Raw genomic sequence first — 19,284 nt, 5'->3', positions numbered from 1 at the left:
CCGCCACCCCGCGCCGCAGGCACCGGACCCCAGCCGCAGAAACCCGTACCGCAGGCATCAGTCTCTCCCCCCCCCCACCAGGGGGAGCCACGCCGCAGGCGTCACACCTCAGCCCCGCACCACGCTCCGCCAAGCCTCCGGAATCCGCCCCGCGACATCCTCCGCGCTCACCGGCGCCCCCTCCGCCGCGAACCGCCCCGCCAACCCGTGCACGTACGCCGCCACACTCCCCGCGTCCACCGCCGACAACCCCGCCGCCAGCAGCGACCCCCCGAGCCCCGACAGCACGTCCCCGCTCCCCGCCGTGGCCAGCCACGGCGTCCCCGTCGGGTTCACCCGCACCGCACCCCCGCCCCCCGCCTCCGCGACCAGCGTCGTGGACCCCTTCAGCAGCACAGCCGCCCCGTACCGCCCCGCCAGCTCCCGCACGGCCGCCAGCCGCCCCGCCTCCACTTCCTCCCGCTCGACCCCCAGCAACGCGGCCGCCTCCCCCGCATGGGGAGTCAGCAGCGTAGGCACCCCCCGCTCGCCCCTCCCCCGCACCGCCCCGGCCTCCGCCAGCCGCAGCCCGTCCGCGTCGATCAGCACCGGCACGTCCGCCGCCAGCACCTCCCCCACCGTCGCCGCGTCATCCCCGGCCCCCGGCCCGACGACCCACGCCTGCACCCGCCCCGCCCGCGCGGGCCCCCGCTCCGACACCAGCGTCTCGGGGTGCCGAGCCAGCACCGCACTCCCCGCCGGCCCCACGTACCGCACGGCCCCGGCGCCACCCCGCAAGGCACCGGCCACCGCCAGCACGGCCGCCCCCGGGTACCGCGCGGACCCGGCCGCGACCCCCACGACCCCCCGCCGGTACTTGTCGCTCTCCGCGGCCGGCACCGGCAACAACCGCGCCACGTCCCCGTGCTGCAGCGCCTCCGCCCGGGCCGCAGCCGCGCCCGCCCCACCCGGCCCCGGCCCCGGCCCCAGCCCGATGTCGACGAACCGCACGACCCCCGCGTACTCCCGAGCCGGATCGATCAACAACCCCGGCTTGTACGCACCGAAGGTGACCGTGACATCCGCCCGGACAGCGGCCCCCCGCACCTCCCCCGTGTCCGCATCGACCCCACTCGGCAGATCGACCGCGACCACGACCCCCCGCCCCCGGTCCCGTCCCCGCCGAGCGGCCTCGGCCAACGGCACCGCTTCCTCCCGCAGTCCGCCCTTCCCCCCGATCCCCACGATCCCGTCCACGACGAGATCGGCCCGCTCGACGAGCCCCACCGCGCTCCCGGCGTCCGCCACCACGGAGCCCCCCGCCCGCCGCAGGGCGGCCAGCCCGCCCGCATGAGCCCGCCCCGGCGCCAGCAGCACCGCCCGCACCCCGGCCCCCCGCCGGGCCAGCCGCGCACCGGCGTACAGGGCGTCGCCCCCGTTGTCCCCGCTGCCGACCAGCAGGACCACCCGGCTGCCGTACACCCGCCCCAGCACATCCGCGCACGCCGCGGCGAGCCCGGCGGCGGCGCGCTGCATCAGCGCCCCCTCCGGCAGCCGCGCCATCAGTTCCCGTTCCGCCGCCCTGACCGTCTCCACGCTGTAAGCAGTCCGCATGCTTCCGAGTCTTCCCCGAAGCCCCGTCCCCTGCCCTCCCTCTCCCCCTCCCCCCTCCTTCTCCCTCTGCCCCTCCCGTCACCAGAACCTCTTGACTCCACCCGGCGCCCTTGCCACACTCCCGGCCCCCACCGGATGAATCGATTCACTCGAACCGGTTCGACGACGTGACGACAAGGACGAGAACCCCATGCGACGCATACGGAGCAAAGCCGCGTTACTCGCAGCAGCGGCCACCGCCCTCCTCACGGCGACAGCCACCCTCACCGCCCCCACCGCGACCGCACAACCGCCGGCCCCCGCCCCGGACCCGGTCCACACCCCGGCCCCCGCCCGCGCAGCAGCCTGCGGCGACGGCACGTACCACGCCGAAGCCGTCAAGAACGGCTCCACCTGGACCGCCCGCCGAGGCAGCGGCACGGTCTACACGGGAACCGACATGCGCGCCGCCGTCCAAGCGGCGATCGGCGCGCTCACCCCGAACCGCACCGGCAAGGAACGCGTCGTGGTGCGCGGCTCCGGCTCCCTCTCCGCGGGCTCCCGCATCTCGCTCCCCAGCTACACGGTCCTCGACGTCTGCGGCACGATCGACGTCACCGGCACCGGCTCCGGCGACCAGGCGCCGGTCTACTCACGCGGCACCCGCGACATCGAGGTGCAGCACCTCAACGTCACCGGCGCCCCGCTCTACGGCATCTTCCTGCGCAACGTGGAGAACGTGGTCCTGGGCCAGATCGACATGCGCCTGTCCCGCGGCCTCGGCGTCCGCATCGACAACCGCGGCGACACCAGCCGGTGGACGCGCAACGTCCGTATCGACAGCGTGTACGTGTCCGGCGCGTCCAGCCACGCCGTGGAGACGTACGGCGTCGACGGTCTGACCGTCGGCACGGTGACCGCCCGCGACGTGGGCGAGTCCGGCCTCCTCCTCAACCAGACCGTCAACGCCACGGTCGCGAAGGTGGACGCGGAGAACGCCGGCACCGGCACCGGCTACGCGGCCTTCCGGATGGCCAACCGCAACGGCCGGATCGGCAGCAGCTACGCGACGAACATCCGTGTCGGCGAGGTGATCGCCCGCGGCGGCGGACGCGGCGTGTTCTGCGTCTCGGAGAGCGGCGGCGCGACGATCGACAGGGTCACGCTCTCGCACACCGGCAACAACGCGATCCTGATCGAGAACTGCTACAACGTGAGCCTCGCCGCCCAGAGCGGGACGGTCACGGGCGGCGGCGAGATCCGTCTGGCGGCCCGCTCTGAGTTCCCGAACAACAGGGACATCACCGTCCAGAACCTCACGGTGACGAACTCCTCGATCCGCGAGAGCCCGTGCGGCGAGAACACCACCTTCCGCAACAACCGCCTGGTGAACAGCACGCAGTCGATCTGCTAGGCGAACCCACCTGCCGGGCGAGCCGGTTCACCAGGCGGACCCACCTGCCCGGCGAGCCGGTTCGCCGGGCGAACCGCCCCACCGGACGAACCGCACAACGCAGCGGGGTGCGGCGCCCCGTCCAAGGCGCCGCACCCCGCTCCCGAAACTCCCGCTCGGCCCGTCAGTTGGTGCAGAGCATGCCCGCCCGCAGCCGCTTCAGGGTCCGCGACAGCAGCCGCGACACGTGCATCTGCGAGCAGCCCAGCCGCTCACCGATCTCCGCCTGCGTCAGCTCCTCCACGAACCTCCAGTGGACGATCTTCCGCTCACGCTCGTCCAGTTCGGCGATCATCGGGGCGAGGGCGTGGAAGTCCTCGACCAGCCCCAGGGCCGCGTCCTCGGCGCCGATGAAGTCCGCGAGCACGCTCTCGCCGTCCGGCTCGCTGCCGATGGCGGCGTCCAGCGACGCGGAGTTGTAGCCGTTGGCGGCCAGCCGGGCCTCGTTGACCTCGGCCTCGGTGAGGCTCATCAGCTGCGCCAGCTCGGCGGTGGTGGGCGTACGGCCCAGGCGGCTGCGCAGTTCCTCGGTGGCGCGGGCGAGCTGCACCCGGGCCTCCTGGAGCCGGCGCGGCACGTGCACGGACCACGAGGTGTCGCGGAAGAAGCGCTTGATCTCGCCGACGATGTAGGGGATCGCGAAGGAGGTGAACTCGACCTCGCGGGAGAGCTCGAACCGGTCGATGGCCTTGATCAGACCGATCATGCCGACCTGGACGATGTCCTCCATCTCCTCCGGGCCGCGGCTGCGGAACCGGCCGGCCGCGTAGCGGACCAGGGACATGTTCATCTCGATCAGCGTGTTGCGCGCGTACTGGTACTCGTGGGTACCTTCCTCCAGCTCCGTCAGCCGCCGGAAGAACTGCCGGGACAGTTCACGCGCGTCCTGCGGCGCGACCTGGCCGGGATCCGCGACCTCCGGCAGCTCGGTCACGCTCTGCGCCTGGTCCGTCCGTGCCATTGTCGACGTCACAGTAAAGCCCTCCCTCATTCGTGCCCCCGCTCCGATCCGGCTCCCCGCATGTACCCCCGCTTCTGCGAAGCACGCACTCTCATCGACGTTTTTTTCGCAGGAGGCGTACGAGGGTGAAAGCGACGGTGAGGACGGCGGCGACCACCAGGAGCGCGTCGCCCCAGACGGGAAGGTCGACGGCCACCCCGGGCCAGGCGGATTCCACGGTCCCTCACCCTTCCGCGATCACGACGGCCGAGGCCACCCCGGCGTCGTGGCTCAGCGAGACGTGCCAGGAGCGCACCCCCAGCTGTTCCGCGCGGGCGGCGACGGTCCCCTTGACCCGCAGCCGCGGCCGCCCGCTGTCCTCGCACCACACCTCGGCGTCGGTCCAGTAGAGCCCCGCGGGCGCCCCGAGCGCCTTGGCCAGCGCCTCCTTGGCGGCGAACCGCGCCGCCAAGGAGGCGACGCCGCGCCGCTCCCCGCTGGGCAGCAGCAGCTCGCTCCCCACGAAGAGCCGCTCGGCCAGCCCGGGTGTGCGTTCCAGGGACGCGGCGAACCGCTCGATCTCGGCGACGTCGATCCCGACTCCGATGATGCTCATGCGGGCACCCTAAGACGACGGGCCCTCCGGCCCCCCACTCCGCTTGCCCCGCTACTCCACGGTCACCGACTTGGCGAGGTTCCGCGGCTGGTCGACCTCGTTGCCGCGGGCGGTCGCCAGCTCGCAGGCGAACACCTGCAACGGCACGGTCGCCACCAGCGGCTGGAGCAGCGTCGGCGTGACCGGGACGCGGATCAGATGGTCGGCGTACGGGACGACCGTCCCGTCCCCCTCCTCCGCGACCACGATGGTGCGGGCGCCGCGCGCGCGGATCTCCTGGATGTTGGAGACGATCTTGTCGTGCAGCACGGACCGTCCGCGCGGCGACGGCACGACCACGACGACGGGCAGGCCGTCCTCGACGAGCGCGATCGGCCCGTGCTTCAGCTCGCCGGCCGCGAACCCCTCGGCGTGCATGTAGGCGAGCTCCTTCAGCTTCAGCGCACCCTCCAGCGCGACCGGGTGGCCCACGTGCCGGCCCAGGAACAGCACCGTGTTCTTCTCGGCCAGGGAGCGGGCGAGCCGCCGTACCGGCTCCATGGTCCCGAGGACCTGCTCGACCGCACCGGGGATCGACGCGAGGTCCCGCACCACGGCGCGGATCTCGTCGGCGTACTGGGTGCCGCGCACCTGCCCCAGGTACAGCGCGACCAGATAACAGGCGACCAGCTGCGTCAGGAACGCCTTCGTCGACGCGACGGCGACCTCCGGACCGGCGTGCGTGTACAGCACCGCGTCCGACTCCCGCGGGATCGTCGACCCGTTGGTGTTGCAGATGGCCAGCACCTTGGCGCCCTGCTCACGAGCGTGCCGCAGCGCCATCAGGGTGTCCATGGTCTCGCCGGACTGGGAGATCGCGACGACGAGGGTCTGCTGGTCGAGGATCGGGTCCCGGTAGCGGAACTCGCTCGCCAGCTCCACCTCGCACGGCACGCGCGTCCAGTGCTCGATGGCGTACTTGGCGATGAGACCCGCGTGGAAGGCGGTGCCGCAGGCGACGATGACGACCTTGTCGACCTCGCGCAGCACGCTCGCCGGGATGCGCACCTCGTCCAGGGTCAGCGAGCCGGAGCCGTCGATGCGGCCCAGCAGGGTGTCGGCGACCGCCTTCGGCTGCTCGGCGATCTCCTTGAGCATGAAGGAGGCGTAGCCGCCCTTCTCGGCGGCGGAGGTATCCCAGTCGACGTGGTACGCGCGGACGTCGGCCGGAGCCCCCGCGAAGTCCGTCACGGTCACCGCGTCCCGGCGCAGTTCGACGACCTGGTCCTGCCCCAGCTCGATCGCGTCGCGGGTGTGGGCGATGAACGCGGCGACGTCGGAGGCGAGGAACGACTCCCCCTCCCCGACGCCCACCACCAGCGGCGAGTTGCGGCGCGCGCCGACCACCACGTCCGGCTCGTCGGCGTGCACGGCGACCAGGGTGAAGGCGCCCTCCAGCCGCCGGCACACCAGCCGCATCGCCTCGGCGAGGTCGGCGCAGGCGGAGTACTCCTCGGCGAGCAGATGGGCGACGACCTCGGTGTCGGTCTCGGAGCGCAGCGCGTGCCCGCGCTCGGCCAGCTCCTCGCGCAGGGCGGCGAAGTTCTCGATGATGCCGTTGTGGACGACGGCGACCCGGCCCGCGTCGTCGATGTGCGGGTGGGCGTTGGCGTCGGTGGGGCCGCCGTGCGTGGCCCACCGGGTGTGGCCGATGCCGGTCGTCCCGGCCGGCAGCGGCCGGTCGGCCAGTTCCTTCTCCAGGTTGACCAGTTTCCCGGCCCTCTTCGCCGTGGCCAGCCCGCCGTCGGCCTGCACGGCGACGCCCGCCGAGTCGTAGCCCCGGTACTCCAGTCGCTTCAGTCCGGCCGTCACGACGTCGAGCGCCGACTGCGGCCCCACATAACCCACGATTCCGCACATGTCCGGCAGCCTACGGCCCGTCAGCCGCCGAAAACGGCCTCCGCGTGCCCGGAATCGGAAATTCCCACCGGTGCGCGAGGCGCCGGTGGGAGAGGCGCCGGTGGGAGAGGCGCCGGTGGGAGAGGCGCCGGTGGGAGAGGCGCCGGTCGGAGAGGTTCCGCGTCAGCCGAGCTTGCCGACCTGCGCGGCGACGACGTCGGCCGGGACCTCGAAGTCCTCGCCGGTGGCCATGGCCGCGAGGTTCACGGCGCTGAAGGTGACCACGGTGGCGCCCTTGCGCACCACGACGATCTTGTTGGGCGCCTCGACGCCCTCGTCGGCGGCCACGGTCAGCGTGACGGCGGCGCCCTCGTCGCCGCCCTCGGGGGCCGCGGTGGTGGCGACCTTGACGACGTCCATCGGCTCACCGACGACGGTGGCCCGGTAGCCGCCCGCGCACTTCTCGGCCGCCGCGGCCAGGCCCTTCATCGCCTGCTCGGCGCCGTCGCCGTCGTAGGAGGCGAGGTTGACCAGCGCCTTGTCCACGTCGAGCGCGGCCATCAGGGCGTCCTCGGGCTTGGTGTCCGCGGACGGCTTCGCCGGGTCGCCCGTCCAGGACCGCTTCACGGACGCGGCCGGCTCGCCCTGCGCCACGGCGGCCTGGGCACGGGCCAGCGGCAGACAGGCGGCGTCCTCCGTCTTCACCTTGTCGACGGCGACGTCGTCCGTCGCCGGGAGCTTGGTGGCGACCTTGCCGCTCTTGACGTCCGACTGCGCGAGGGCGGCCTTCTCCAGCTCGGCGGCGGTGAGCGCCTTCGCCGGGGCGCCGGAGGCGGTGGACTCGGCCTTGCCCTTGCCCTCGTCGGCCTTGTCCTGGTCGTCGCCGGACCCGCCGCAGGCGGTGACGAGCAGGGCCAGCGCGGCGGCGGAGGCGGCGAGCGCGGTACGACGGACGGAACTGGTTCTCACGGAGGAACTCTTTCTCGCTCGAAGGTGCGGAGGCGTCCGCACCATGTGCGCGCACTGTACACAGCCGCCTCACAGATGATCATCTCGTTCCCCACAGGACGTCGGAGTGACACAGCCCACCTGTCGCCGCGTTCGAACTCCGTTAACAATGGACTGTGATCTCTCCGGTCTCCTCGATGCCCCGGAGCGCCCACCGGCAGCGGCCGGAGGCGACTCCCTACGTCGACCTCACCCGTGCCGAGTGGAGCGCGCTGCGCGACAAGACGCCGCTGCCGCTGACCGCGGAGGAGGTGGAGCGGCTGCGCGGTCTCGGCGACGTCATCGACCTCGACGAGGTGCGGGACATCTACCTGCCGCTGTCCCGGCTGCTCAACCTCTACGTCCGCGCCACCGACAACCTGCGCGGCGCGCTCAACACCTTCCTCGGCGAGAAGGGCTCCCAGTCGGGCACGCCCTTCGTCATAGGCGTCGCCGGTTCCGTCGCCGTCGGCAAGTCCACGGTGGCCCGGCTGCTGCGCGCCCTGCTGTCCCGGTGGCCGGAGCATCCGCGGGTGGAGCTGGTCACCACGGACGGCTTCCTGCTCCCCACCAAGGAGCTCCAGGCGCGCGGCCTGATGTCGCGGAAAGGTTTCCCCGAGTCCTACGACCGGCGCGCGCTGACGCGTTTCGTCGCCGACATCAAGGCGGGCAAGGAAGAGGTCACCGCCCCCGTCTACTCCCACCTGATCTACGACATCGTCCCCGGCGAGAAGCTCACCGTGCGGCGGCCGGACATCCTGATCGTCGAGGGCCTCAACGTCCTGCAGCCCGCCCTCCCCGGCAAGGACGGGCGCACCCGGGTGGGCCTCGCCGACTACTTCGACTTCAGCGTGTACGTCGACGCCCGCACCGAGGACATCGAGCGCTGGTACCTGAACCGCTTCCGCAAGCTGCGGGACACCGCGTTCCAGGACCCGTCCTCGTACTTCCGGAAGTACACGCAGGTGTCCGAGGAGGAGGCGCTGGACTACGCCCGCACGATGTGGCGGACCATCAACAAGCCGAACCTCGTCGAGAACATCGCCCCCACCCGGGGCCGGGCCACCCTGGTCCTGCGCAAGGGTCCCGACCACACGGTCCAGCGCCTGAGCCTCCGCAAACTCTGAGACGCGGTCATCCCTGGGAGGCACAGGCAAGAGGGCGCTGCACACCCCGCACGGAAAGTCACCCGCCGCGGATGCGGGCCGGGGGGAGCCTGCGCGGCCCGGCGCTTACGGGGTGCCTCCCCGACGGGGGCGTCGCCGGCGCCCACCGGACCGCCCCCCCCGGCGTCACACCTCAGCCCAGTGCGGACTTCACCGCGTCCGCCAGCCGTCCCGCCACCGACCGGGCCTGCTCGATGTCCGCGGCCTCGACCATCACCCGCACCAGCGGTTCCGTGCCCGAGGGACGCAGCAGCACCCGTCCGGTCTCGCCCAGCTCGCGCTCGGCCTCGCCGACCGCCGTCGCCAGCTCCGCCGACGTCTTCACGCGGGACTTGTCCACGTCAGGCACATTGATCAGCACCTGCGGCAGCCTCTCCATCACCGAGGCCAGCTCCCGCAGCGTCCGCCCGCTCTGCGCGACCCGCGCCGCCAGCAGCAGCCCCGTCAGCGTCCCGTCCCCGGTCGTCGCGTGGTCGAGGACGATGACGTGCCCGGACTGCTCCCCGCCGAGGGCGAAACCGTTCTCCTTCATCTCCTCCAGGACGTACCGGTCCCCCACCGCCGTCTGGACGAGCCGGATCCCCTCCCGCTCCATGGCGAGCTTGAACCCGAGGTTCGACATCACCGTCGCGACCACGGTGTCGGACCGCAGCGCGTCCCGCTCCCGCATGGCGAGCGCCAGCACGGCGAGGATCTGGTCGCCGTCGACCTCTTCCCCGGTGTGGTCCACGGCCAGACACCGGTCGGCGTCCCCGTCGTGCGCGATCCCCAGCGCGGCCCCGTGCTCGACCACCGCGGCCTTCAGCTGCGCGAGGTGCGTGGACCCGCACCCGTCGTTGATGTTCAGCCCGTCCGGCTCGGCGCCGATCGTCACGACCTCGGCCCCGGCCCGCCGGAACGCCTCGGGCGACACCTGCGACGCCGCGCCGTGCGCCTCGTCGAGCACGATCTTCAGCCCGTCGAGCCGGTTCGGCAGCACGCCCACGAGGTGGGCGACGTACGTGTCGAGTCCTTCCCCGTAGTCCCGCACGCGTCCGACCCCGGCCCCGGTGGGCCGGTCCCACGGAGCGCCGGTCCGGTGCTCCTCGTAGACCGCCTCGATCCGGTCCTCCAACTCGTCCGCGAGCTTGTGCCCCCCGCGGGCGAAGAACTTGATGCCGTTGTCGGGCATGGCGTTGTGACTGGCGGAGAGCATCACACCCAGGTCGGCCCTGAGCGCGCCGGTGAGGTGGGCGACGGCCGGCGTCGGCAGCACGCCGACCCGCAGGACGTCCACGCCCGCGCTGGCGAGCCCGGCGACCACGGCGGCCTCCAGGAACTCCCCGGACGCGCGCGGGTCACGCCCGACCACGGCGGTGGGCCGGTGCCCTTCGAACGTGCCCGCCTCGGCCAGTACGTGCGCGGCGGCGACGGACAGGCCGAGCGCCATCTCCGCCGTGAGATCCGCGTTGGCGACACCGCGCACGCCGTCCGTGCCGAAGAGTCGTCCCACTTGTCCTCCTGAAAATGCGTCAGTACCGACAGCCGTCCGGGGCCCGGCCACCAAGGTCCCGCCGAGGCGTTGGACCGGCCCGTACGGCCGACGGCTGTGCCACTGACGAAGCTGAGCTTCTGATGTGTCCGGCGGTCGTGCGACGGTCGCGGAACGGCCGCGGTTCCCGTGTCACGGGAACGCTCACCACGGCCTCACCGGGCACGCACCAGGTGTCACCGCCCGACCCGGGCGTCACCACCCGGCCCGACCATCCGATCACATTAGCGTTTGAGTGCCTTATGCCGTTATACGCCCACGGCAGTGAATAAACGAACGCCCCGGCAGCACGATGGCGTGCCGCCGGGGCGTTCGGAGTACGCGCGAGCGCCCTGCGATTAGCGCTTGCTGTACTGCGGAGCCTTGCGGGCCTTCTTCAGACCGGCCTTCTTCCGCTCGACCGCACGGTCGTCGCGGCGCAGGAAGCCGGCCTTCTTCAGCGGACCGCGGTTGTTGTCGACGTCCGCCTCGTTCAGCGCGCGGGCGACACCGAGACGGAGCGCACCGGCCTGACCGGAGACACCGCCACCCGCGATGCGGGCGATGACGTCGTAGCGGCCCTCGAGCTCGAGCACCTTGAAGGGCTCGTTCACTTCCTGCTGGTGCACCTTGTTCGGGAAGTAGTCCTCGAGGGTGCGCCCGTTGATCTTCCACTTGCCGGTGCCCGGGACGATCCGGACGCGGGCGATGGCGTTCTTGCGGCGGCCCAGGCCGGCGGCCGGCTGGGGCTCGCCGAAGCGGGAGGCCATGGACTCCGAGGTGTACTCGCCCTCGACGGGCACCTCGGACTCGGTGGTGTAGCTGTCGATGTCAAGCTCTTCGAGCGGCTGCTCGGCAGTGGTCTCGGCCACGATTCTCCTCAGATTCTCTTCGGTCTTAGGGGGTGGCCGGACTTACTGCGCGACCTGGGTGATCTCGAACGGCACCGGCTGCTGAGCGGCGTGCGGGTGCTGGTCGCCCGAGTAGACCTTCAGCTTCGAGAGCATCTGACGGCCCAGGGTGTTCTTGGGGAGCATGCCCTTGACGGCCTTCTCGACGGCCTTCTCGGGGTTCTTGGCAAGCAGCTCGTCGTAGCGGACGGAGCGCAGACCGCCCGGGTAGCCCGAGTGGCGGTACGCCATCTTCTGGGTCCGCTTGTTGCCGGAGAGGTGCACCTTGTCGGCGTTGATGATGATGACGAAGTCACCGGTGTCGACGTGGGGCGCGTAGATCGGCTTGTGCTTGCCACGCAGGATGGAGGCGGCGGTGGAGGCCAGACGGCCCAGGACGACGTCCTGAGCGTCGATGACGTGCCACTGACGCGTCACATCGCCGGGCTTGGGGCTGTACGTACGCACGGTTCGTAGCCTTCGCTTCTTCAGTGAATGGTCCTGACAAGGTCACCGAAGACGATCACGACAGCCCTGACCGCACAGCGGTGACGCAAACCGCGTGCTGGTCGCTGGTCATCGGCCCGGTGGACCGGTGTAAGGGCCCCTCACGTGAGAATGAGTAAGCCACTACACACAACGAACATGCAGGATATACGCGCTCGGCCGGACGGGTCAAAACGAGCCCGCCGCCCGTGGGCGCACACCATGTTACGACCGCACCGCGCCCCGCACGGCAGCACGCCACCCCTCCGGCGCCCGCTCCGTGTCCCCCGTCCCCCGCGCGCCCCTGACCGCGTGGTGCGCCACCGTCCCCGCCAGCGCACACAGCGTGACGGCGTCCCGGAACGCCCGCCGCTTCCCCGACTCCAGCCAGGGCCAGGTCACCCCCGGGAGCTGCGGCACCAGCGCCAGCCAGAACCACGGCCGCCGGGTCACCGACCCCGCGTACGGCAGGCCGGCGAGCAGCGGCGGCAGCACGACGAGCAGGTAGTGGTTGTAGGAGGGCCGCGACACCAGGAACGCGGACAGCATCAGCCCGGCGGACGTCTCCGCGAGGCGCAGCGGCCCGGGGCCCGGCCCGCGCCACCGCCGGCAGGCGCACCCCACCCCCACCGCGGCGGCGGCCACCGCCAGCGCCGTGGCCAGGGCCTGCGGCACGCCGAGCCGGGGCAGCACGGCCGCCGGGCCCGCCTCGTAGAGCCGCAGGAAGGCGTCGTCCGCGGTGAACAGGAAGGGGAGGGTCCGGGTGAGGAAGCCCGTGGGGTCGGGCAGGAAGAAGGCGGCCGCCACCGACGCGGCGGCCGGCACCAGCACCGCCAGGGCGAGCGCGCCCCACCGGCGCGCGAAGAGGAACAGCAGCACCATCGGCGCGAGCAGCGGTTTCAGCGCCACCGCCACCCCGATCACCGCGCCCGCCGCGAGCCACCGGCCCCGGCTCGCCAGCAGCAGGCACAGCGGCAGCGCCAGGACGGCCGTCACCGTCCAGTTGCCCAGCCGCACCAGCTGCGCGAACGGCGCGAACCCTGCCGCGAGCCCGAGCAGCCCCAGCACGGCGAGCCTGCTGCGCAGCGGCACCCGGTGCAGCAGCAGCGCGCACACCCAGCCCAGCGCGAGCGCGACGACGACCGCCACCGGCACCAGGACGTCCAGCACGGACCGCGGCAGCAGCGCCTGCGGGGCGGCCGCGACCACCGCGCTCGGAAAATAGAGGAAGTGCGCGTCGTCGTACGGCGATCCGCCGTCCAGCCAGGTGCGCGCCGCGTCCACGACGATGCCGTTGTCCATGCCTCCGTCCGAGGTCACCAGCACCGTATGGGTCGTCAGCGCGCCCAGGACCGCCACGAGTCCGGCCCACCAGCCGGCGCCCGCGGGACGCACCAACCACCCGGAGATGTCGCTTTTGCCCGTCGCCATGGGCGCAACGCTAAGGCCTCGCGGGCCCGTTGAGACGGACCAGCACACCCCTTGCCCCGTCTAAGATGCGCCCCATGAGCTTTGGGCAGGGGGGGTCCTCGCAGCAGTGGGATCCCTGGAAACCGAATTCCCAGCAGCCGTGGAACAGCGGCAGCGCCGGCGGGTCGCCCGACTGGGCGGCGCTCGCCGACGCGTCCGAGGCGCGCGCCAAGCGGCGCCGGCTGCTGTTCATAGGCGGCGGCGCACTCGCCGCCGTCGCGATAGGCACCGCGGTGGCGGTCGCCGTCGTGTCGGCGGGCGGCTCCGGCCAGGCCTCCCCGGGCGCCTCGTCCCAGCTCCCCGGGGCCTCCGACCTGCCGAGCGCCACCGGCACCGTCCCGTCGTTCGCGCCGACGAGCGCGCCGCCCCCGCTGGACCCGAAGGACTTCGTCGCCAGCGCCCGGAAGGACAAGGCGCCGCTGAGCCCCGACATCCTCTTCCCGGGCACGCAGCTGACCATGGGCGACACGGTCTACAAGAAGGGGCCGACGGCGGACACCAAGGACTGCGCGTCCGCGGCCAAGGCCACGCTCCCCAAGGTCCTCACCGACAACGACTGCACCCGGCTGATCCGGGTCACCTACAGCCGGGACGGCGTGGCGGTGACGGTCGGCGTGGCCGTCTTCGCGACCGAGGCGCAGGCCACGAGGGCCAGGCAGCAGGCGGACGCGAAGAGCATCGTCAAGTCGCTGTCCGGCGGCGGTGTGAAGGACTTCTGCGCCGGCGCGGTCTGCCGCTCCACCACCAACGCCTACGGCCGTTACGCCTACTTCACGCTGGCCGGCTTCACCAGCGGCAAGGACGTGACGGAGAAGGACGAGGCCGTCTTCAAGACCGGCGACGACCTCCAGGAGTTCACCTACCGTCAGATCCGGCGCAGGGGCGCGGCCCAGGCGTCGGCGGCGGCGGTCGGCTGACCCCGCCGTCCGGAGCGCGTCAGCAGCAGCCGGCCGACGGCAGCGTCCGCTTGTTGCGCGCCTCGGCGCTGCGCGCCGCGAGGAGTTCGTCGGCCGGGTAGCCGACCTCCTCCAGGGTCAGGCCGTGCGGCCGTACGACGTGCACCGCCGAGTCCCGTACGCCCGCCGCCAGGACCTTCGCGGGCCAGTCCGGGGCGCGGTGCCCGTCGCCGACGAAGAGCAGCGCGCCGATCAGCGAGCGCACCATGTTGTGGCAGAAGGCGTCGGCGCGGACGGTGGCGGTGACGATCCCGTCGTCGCCGCGCGCCAGGCTCAGTTCCTGCAGCGTCCGGATGGTCGTCGCGCCCTCGCGCCGCTTGCAGTAGGCGGCGAAGTCGTGCTCGCCCAGCAGTCCGCGGGCGGCCTCGTTCATGGCGTCCACGTCCAGCGGCCAGTCGTGCCACAGCACGTGGTTGCGCAGCAGCGGGTCGACACCGCCGGGGTTGTCGGTGACGCGGTAGGCGTAGCGCCGCCAGATCGCGGAGAAACGGGCGTCGAAGCCCTCCGGCGCCTCCCTCAGCGCCCACACCCGCACGTCCTTCGGCAGCCGCCCGGCGAGCCGCTTCAGCAGCTTCGGACGGTGCTCCGCCCACACCTCGCGCGGCAGGTCCACGTGCGCGACCTGGCCCCGCGCGTGCACGCCCGCGTCGGTCCGCCCCGCCACGGTCAGCTCGAACGTCGTCGCGGACCGCGTCACGGTCCGCAGGGCGTCCTCGATCTCCCCCTGCACGGTCCGCCGCCCCCCGGCCTGCTTGGCCCACCCGGAGAACTCGGTCCCGTCGTAGGAGAGATCCAGCCGAACCCGCACCACACCACTCACCCGGATCTCCGATCACCGCAAAGGAAGCGGGCCCGCTCCTCGGAAGGAGCGGGCCCGCGACAACACCCTCGAGGGGCGCGGGACCGTGCTCGACGTGCGGCCCGCCGCGTGGGCGCGACAGCCGGCCGGTCGCACGGCCCCGCCGGAACGCTTACGCGTCCTTCGACTCCTCGGCCGGAGCCTCGGCAGCCTCGTCCTTCGACAGGTCGGCCTTGTTCTCCGTGGCCTCGGCGGCCTCGGCGTCCTTGGCGGACCGCTTGGTCGCGGCCTCGGCCTCGCCGACCGCGGCCTGCTGCACCGTCAGCGCCTCGACCAGCTCGATGACGGCCATGGGCGCGTTGTCGCCACGACGGTTACCGATCTTGGTGATGCGGGTGTAGCCGCCGGGACGGTTCTCGTACCGCGGGCCGATCTCGGTGAAGAGCGTGTGCACGATGCTCTTGTCCGTGATCACCTGGAGCACCTGACGGCGGTTGTGAAGGTCGCCCTTCTTCGCCTTGGTGACCAGACGCTCGGCGTAGGGACGCAGCTTGCGCGCCTTCGCCTCGGTGGTGGTGATGCGGCCGTGCTCGAAAAGCGCCTTCGCGAGGTTCGCGAGCATGAGCTTCTCGTGCGAGGCGCTGCCGCCCATACGGGCACCCTTGGTGGGCTTCGGCATGATGACTCTCCTGTGTGTCTGCCCCGGCCGTATCAGGTACCGGGGTCAGTATCCGAGCAGGCGGTCGCCTGTCGGAGATCCGGGACGCCCTGAAAGACGTCCAGGAGGATCCGCGCCCCCGAAGGGGCACGGGGAACTGCGCGCCCGGCCGGAACCGGGCCGCAGTCAGCAACGGACCGCGGGTCCCGAGCTCAGTACTGCTCGGTCTCCACGAAACCCGCGTCCGCGTCGTCGTCGGCGCCGAACGCGTCCGCGGCGGCGGTCGGGTCGAACCCGGGGGGCGAGTCCTTGAGCGCGAGGCCCATGCCGGCCAGCTTGGCCTTGACCTCGTCGATGGACTTCGCACCGAAGTTCCGGATGTCGAGCAGGTCCGCCTCGGACCGCGCGACGAGCTCGCCCACGGAGTGGATGCCCTCACGCTTGAGGCAGTTGTACGACCGGACCGTGAGCTCCAGCTCCTCGATCGGCAGCGCCAGGTCGGCGGCGAGGGCGGCGTCCGTCGGGGACGGACCCATGTCGATGCCCTCGGCGTCGATGTTCAGCTCGCGGGCGAGACCGAACAGCTCGACCAGGGTCTTGCCGGCGGAGGCCATGGCGTCACGCGGACGCATCGCCTGCTTGGTCTCGACGTCGACGATCAGCTTGTCGAAGTCGGTGCGCTGCTCGACTCGGGTCGCCTCGACCTTGTAGGTGACCTTGAGGACCGGCGAGTAGATCGAGTCGACCGGGATGCGGCCGATCTCCTGGCCGACCTGCTTGTTCTGCACGGCGGAGACGTAGCCGCGACCGCGCTCGACGGTCAGCTCCATCTCCAGCTTGCCCTTGCCGTTGAGGGTGGCGAGGACGAGGTCCGGGTTGTGCACCTCGACACCGGCCGGGGGCGCGATGTCGGCGGCGGTGACCAGACCCGGGCCCTGCTTGCGCAGGTACATCACGACCGGCTCGTCGTGCTCCGAGGAGACGACCAGCTGCTTGATGTTGAGGATCAGGTCGGTGACGTCCTCCTTGACGCCCGGCACGGTGGTGAACTCGTGCAGGACGCCGTCGATGCGGATGCTGGTGACGGCGGCACCGGGGATCGACGACAGGAGGGTGCGGCGGAGGGAGTTGCCGAGGGTGTAGCCGAAGCCCGGCTCCAGCGGCTCGATCACGAACCGGGAGCGGAATTCGTCGACGACCTCTTCGGTCAACGAGGGACGCTGAGCGATCAGCATGAGGGGATCAGATCCTTCTCTCGTGGACGCCCGCTATTTGACGTCCGACGGAAACCGCACCCGGTGACAAGTGCGGGTACTGCAAGGGTACGGGCGATACGGCCCTTGCGAGCCGTACCGCCCGGAACCTCAGGAAGCCGATGCCTCAGACGCGACGGCGCTTCGGCGGGCGGCAGCCGTTGTGCGGGGTCGGGGTGACGTCCTGGATGGAGCCGACCTCGAGGCCCGTGGCCTGCAGGGAGCGGATGGCGGTCTCACGACCGGAACCCGGGCCCTTGACGAACACGTCGACCTTGCGCATGCCGTGCTCCTGGGCGCGGCGGGCGGCCGACTCGGCGGCCATCTGCGCGGCGAACGGCGTGGACTTCCGGGAGCCCTTGAAGCCGACGTGGCCGGCGGAGGCCCAGGAGATCACGTTGCCGGACGGGTCCGTGATCGAGACGATCGTGTTGTTGAACGTGCTCTTGATGTGCGCGTGGCCGTGAGCGACGTTCTTCTTTTCCTTGCGGCGCACCTTCTTGGCAGCGCCCTGACGTCCCTTGGGGGGCATCTGTACTCCTACGGGAGGTGGTCGGTCCTACAGCGAAGACCGCTGGACGGCGAAGTCCGCTGAGGACTACTTCTTGCCCGGCTTCTTCTTGCCGGCGATGGCGCGACGCGGGCCCTTGCGGGTACGCGCGTTGGTGCTGGTGCGCTGACCGCGGACGGGCAGACCGCGACGGTGACGCAGACCCTGGTAGGTGCCGATCTCGACCTTGCGGCGGATGTCGGCCTGGATCTCGCGACGGAGGTCACCCTCGGTCTTGATGTTGTTGTCGACGTACTCGCGGATGGCGACCAGCTGCTCTTCGGTCAGGTCGCGGACGCGGGTGTTCGGGTCGACGCCGGTGGCGGCCAGCGTCTGCTGCGAAAGCGTCCGGCCGATGCCGAACACGTAGGTGAGGGCGATCTCCACGCGCTTGTCGCGCGGGATGTCAACACCGGAAACGCGTGCCATTCAATGGCTCCAGTTGGTTGTCGGAGGTCTTCCACAGAACCGGCTCCCCGCCCGCCGTACCAGGTACGGGCCGGGTCCCCGGCCTCCGAGCCGGGGGTGTCGAGCCGTGCGGCTCGGGTCCTGCGTATGAACGTGTGTTGCTCGCGTCGCGCGAAGTCTGCGGGAGGCGCGGAGGGTGGATCAGTGCTGCGGTCAGCCCTGGCGCTGCTTGTGGCGCGGGTTGTCGCAGATGACCATGACCCGGCCGTGACGGCGGATCACCCTGCACTTGTCGCAGATCTTCTTGACGCTCGGCTTGACCTTCATGGGATGTGAGGTTCTCCGGGTCAGTGCCACCACCCCGGCGGACCGGGGCGCGGGCAAGATCTACTTGTACCGGTAGACGATCCGGCCACGCGTGAGGTCGTACGGAGACAGCTCCACCACGACCCGGTCGTCAGGGAGGATGCGGATGTAGTGCATGCGCATCTTGCCGCTGATGTGTGCCAGGACCTGGTGGCCGTTCTGGAGCTCGACCTTGAACATGGCGTTCGGAAGAGACTCGACGACAGTGCCCTCGATCTCGATGGCACCTTGCTTCTTGGCCACGCTTCGCCCTTCGAATCGACTACCTTGATCGACTCCTCTGTGCACCGTGACCACATGCGGACATGCGGGTGCACAAGAGCCGACGAGTCAGTCTACGTCAGCGCACCCGGAAAAACGAATCGAGAGATCCTGCCCTCCGGGGGAGATCCTTAACCGAGCGGATCCGGCGCCGCCGTGACGCCCAGCTCCGCGAGCTTCGCCCTGCCGCCGTCGGGGGCCGTCAGGACCAGCGGGCCCTGGTCGGTCAGGGCGACCGAGTGCTCCCAGTGGGAGGACCACGTGCCGTCGGTCGTGATGACCGTCCAGTCGTCGGAGAGGACCTCGGTGCGCGGGGTGCCGAGGGAGACCATCGGCTCGATCGCCAGGCAGAAGCCGGGGACCAGCTTCGGTCCCTTGCCGCGCTTGCGGTCCACGTAGTTCAGCAGGTGCGGGTCCATGTGCATCTCGGTGCCGATGCCGTGGCCGCCGTAGTCCTCGATGATCCCGTACTTGCCGCCGCCGGGCTTCGGCTGGCGGCGGATGTAGGTCTCGATCGCGCGGGAGACGTCGACCAGCCGGTTGCCCTGCTTCATGGCCGCGATGCCGGCCCACATCGACTCCTCGGTGACCCGGGAGAGCTCGATCAGCTCCGGGGAGTGGCCGGAGCCGACGAAGGCGGTGTAGGCGGCGTCACCGTGCCAGCCGTCGATGATCGCGCCGCAGTCGATCGAGATGATGTCCCCGTCCTTGAGGATCACGTCGTCGGACGGGATGCCGTGGACCACGACCTCGTTCACCGAGGTGCAGATGGTGGCGGGGAAGCCGCCGTACCCGAGGAAGTTCGGCTTGGCGTTGTGCTGGGCCAGCACCTTCCGGGCGACCTCGTCCAGGTCCTTGGTGGACGCCCCGGGCACCGCGGCCTCGCGGGTGGCCGCGTGGATGGCGGCGACGACCAGCCCCGCCTCGCGCATCTTGGCGATCTGCTCAGGGCTCTTGATCTGCACCATGGGGACGACGGCCTTTCTGGACCAGTGAGGACAGGAACGCTTCCAACGATACGGGCGTGAGCCGCCCCGGTGCCCCGCGGGCGGCTCCGCGGGCCCG

General features: G+C 71.5%; 20 protein-coding genes. 3 read left to right on the top strand and 17 right to left on the bottom strand.

All coding sequences use genetic code 11. The annotated features are described in order from the left end of the window. Positions 1-108: 108 nt before the first annotated feature. A complete protein-coding gene (locus ACWH4W_RS09435; protein WP_473075320.1) occupies positions 109-1,593 on the bottom strand; it encodes an NAD(P)H-hydrate dehydratase in 1,485 nt (494 codons plus the stop codon). Positions 1,594-1,783: 190 nt separating this feature from the next. On the opposite strand from ACWH4W_RS09435, the gene ACWH4W_RS09430 reads away from it, so the two are divergent. Further along, positions 1,784-2,986: a hypothetical protein gene (locus ACWH4W_RS09430; RefSeq protein ID WP_473075319.1), complete on the top strand. Its 1,203-nt coding sequence runs from the start codon at positions 1,784-1,786 to the stop codon at positions 2,984-2,986. Between the two features lie 163 nt (positions 2,987-3,149). On the opposite strand, the gene ACWH4W_RS09425 is transcribed toward ACWH4W_RS09430, so the two are convergent. The 4 genes from ACWH4W_RS09425 to ACWH4W_RS09410 form a co-directional block, all read right to left on the bottom strand. Next, positions 3,150-3,986, bottom strand: a complete 837-nt coding sequence (locus ACWH4W_RS09425; RefSeq protein ID WP_198602489.1) for an RNA polymerase sigma factor SigF — start codon at positions 3,984-3,986, stop codon at positions 3,150-3,152. Between the two features lie 223 nt (positions 3,987-4,209). Next, the gene (locus ACWH4W_RS09420; RefSeq protein ID WP_473075318.1) at positions 4,210-4,581 is read right to left on the bottom strand and encodes a holo-ACP synthase; all 372 of its coding nucleotides are present in this window, start codon (positions 4,579-4,581) and stop codon (positions 4,210-4,212) included. A 51-nt stretch (positions 4,582-4,632) separates the two neighbouring features. Then, entirely contained in the window at positions 4,633-6,480 is a 1,848-nt protein-coding gene (gene glmS, locus ACWH4W_RS09415) for a glutamine--fructose-6-phosphate transaminase (isomerizing) (RefSeq protein ID WP_473075317.1), read from the bottom strand. Between the two features lie 162 nt (positions 6,481-6,642). Then, positions 6,643-7,428, bottom strand: a complete 786-nt coding sequence (locus ACWH4W_RS09410; protein WP_473075316.1) for a hypothetical protein — start codon at positions 7,426-7,428, stop codon at positions 6,643-6,645. Positions 7,429-7,604: 176 nt separating this feature from the next. Here ACWH4W_RS09410 and coaA point away from each other — a divergent pair, with 176 nt between their 5' ends. Continuing rightward, positions 7,605-8,573 (top strand): type I pantothenate kinase, encoded by a 969-nt coding sequence (gene coaA / locus ACWH4W_RS09405; protein WP_473077454.1) that lies wholly within the window; start codon positions 7,605-7,607, stop codon positions 8,571-8,573. A 172-nt stretch (positions 8,574-8,745) separates the two neighbouring features. On the opposite strand, the gene glmM is transcribed toward coaA, so the two are convergent. From glmM to ACWH4W_RS09385, 4 genes are all read right to left on the bottom strand, one after another. After that, positions 8,746-10,104, bottom strand: a complete 1,359-nt coding sequence (gene glmM / locus ACWH4W_RS09400; protein ID WP_473075315.1) for a phosphoglucosamine mutase — start codon at positions 10,102-10,104, stop codon at positions 8,746-8,748. Between the two features lie 377 nt (positions 10,105-10,481). Next, entirely contained in the window at positions 10,482-10,994 is a 513-nt protein-coding gene (gene rpsI / locus ACWH4W_RS09395; RefSeq protein WP_019526966.1) for a 30S ribosomal protein S9, read from the bottom strand. 42 nt (positions 10,995-11,036) lie between these two features. Next, positions 11,037-11,480, bottom strand: a complete 444-nt coding sequence (gene rplM, locus ACWH4W_RS09390) for a 50S ribosomal protein L13 (protein ID WP_048458033.1) — start codon at positions 11,478-11,480, stop codon at positions 11,037-11,039. A gap of 243 nt (positions 11,481-11,723) precedes the next feature. Beyond that, entirely contained in the window at positions 11,724-12,929 is a 1,206-nt protein-coding gene (locus ACWH4W_RS09385) for a glycosyltransferase 87 family protein (RefSeq protein ID WP_473075314.1), read from the bottom strand. A gap of 74 nt (positions 12,930-13,003) precedes the next feature. Between ACWH4W_RS09385 and ACWH4W_RS09380 the strand changes: the two genes are divergently transcribed. Then, the gene (locus ACWH4W_RS09380; RefSeq protein ID WP_473075313.1) at positions 13,004-13,885 is read left to right on the top strand and encodes a hypothetical protein; all 882 of its coding nucleotides are present in this window, start codon (positions 13,004-13,006) and stop codon (positions 13,883-13,885) included. Between the two features lie 19 nt (positions 13,886-13,904). On the opposite strand, the gene truA is transcribed toward ACWH4W_RS09380, so the two are convergent. The 8 genes from truA to map form a co-directional block, all read right to left on the bottom strand. After that, a complete protein-coding gene (truA, locus tag ACWH4W_RS09375) occupies positions 13,905-14,735 on the bottom strand; it encodes a tRNA pseudouridine(38-40) synthase TruA (RefSeq protein ID WP_473075312.1) in 831 nt (276 codons plus the stop codon). 160 nt (positions 14,736-14,895) lie between these two features. Further along, positions 14,896-15,402 (bottom strand): 50S ribosomal protein L17, encoded by a 507-nt coding sequence (gene rplQ, locus ACWH4W_RS09370; protein ID WP_473075311.1) that lies wholly within the window; start codon positions 15,400-15,402, stop codon positions 14,896-14,898. Positions 15,403-15,593: 191 nt separating this feature from the next. Continuing rightward, the gene (locus ACWH4W_RS09365; RefSeq protein WP_003966937.1) at positions 15,594-16,616 is read right to left on the bottom strand and encodes a DNA-directed RNA polymerase subunit alpha; all 1,023 of its coding nucleotides are present in this window, start codon (positions 16,614-16,616) and stop codon (positions 15,594-15,596) included. A gap of 145 nt (positions 16,617-16,761) precedes the next feature. Next, positions 16,762-17,166: a 30S ribosomal protein S11 gene (rpsK, locus tag ACWH4W_RS09360; RefSeq protein WP_003956432.1), complete on the bottom strand. Its 405-nt coding sequence runs from the start codon at positions 17,164-17,166 to the stop codon at positions 16,762-16,764. Between the two features lie 66 nt (positions 17,167-17,232). Continuing rightward, complete coding sequence (rpsM, locus tag ACWH4W_RS09355) at positions 17,233-17,613, bottom strand: 30S ribosomal protein S13 (RefSeq protein WP_019526959.1); 381 nt, start codon at positions 17,611-17,613, stop codon at positions 17,233-17,235. Between the two features lie 192 nt (positions 17,614-17,805). Then, positions 17,806-17,919 carry a 50S ribosomal protein L36 gene (rpmJ, locus tag ACWH4W_RS09350; protein ID WP_003974245.1) on the bottom strand — a complete coding sequence of 38 codons (114 nt, stop codon included), beginning with the start codon at positions 17,917-17,919 and terminating at the stop codon, positions 17,806-17,808. 60 nt (positions 17,920-17,979) lie between these two features. Continuing rightward, entirely contained in the window at positions 17,980-18,201 is a 222-nt protein-coding gene (gene infA / locus ACWH4W_RS09345; protein ID WP_003948620.1) for a translation initiation factor IF-1, read from the bottom strand. A gap of 149 nt (positions 18,202-18,350) precedes the next feature. Then, positions 18,351-19,187, bottom strand: a complete 837-nt coding sequence (gene map / locus ACWH4W_RS09340) for a type I methionyl aminopeptidase (RefSeq protein ID WP_473075310.1) — start codon at positions 19,185-19,187, stop codon at positions 18,351-18,353. Positions 19,188-19,284 lie beyond the last annotated feature (97 nt).

This window comes from Streptomyces sp. DSM 120436 (genome assembly GCF_055778765.1).
Note: the sequence above shows the minus strand (reverse complement) of the source record. Positions and strands in the feature narration are given on the sequence as shown.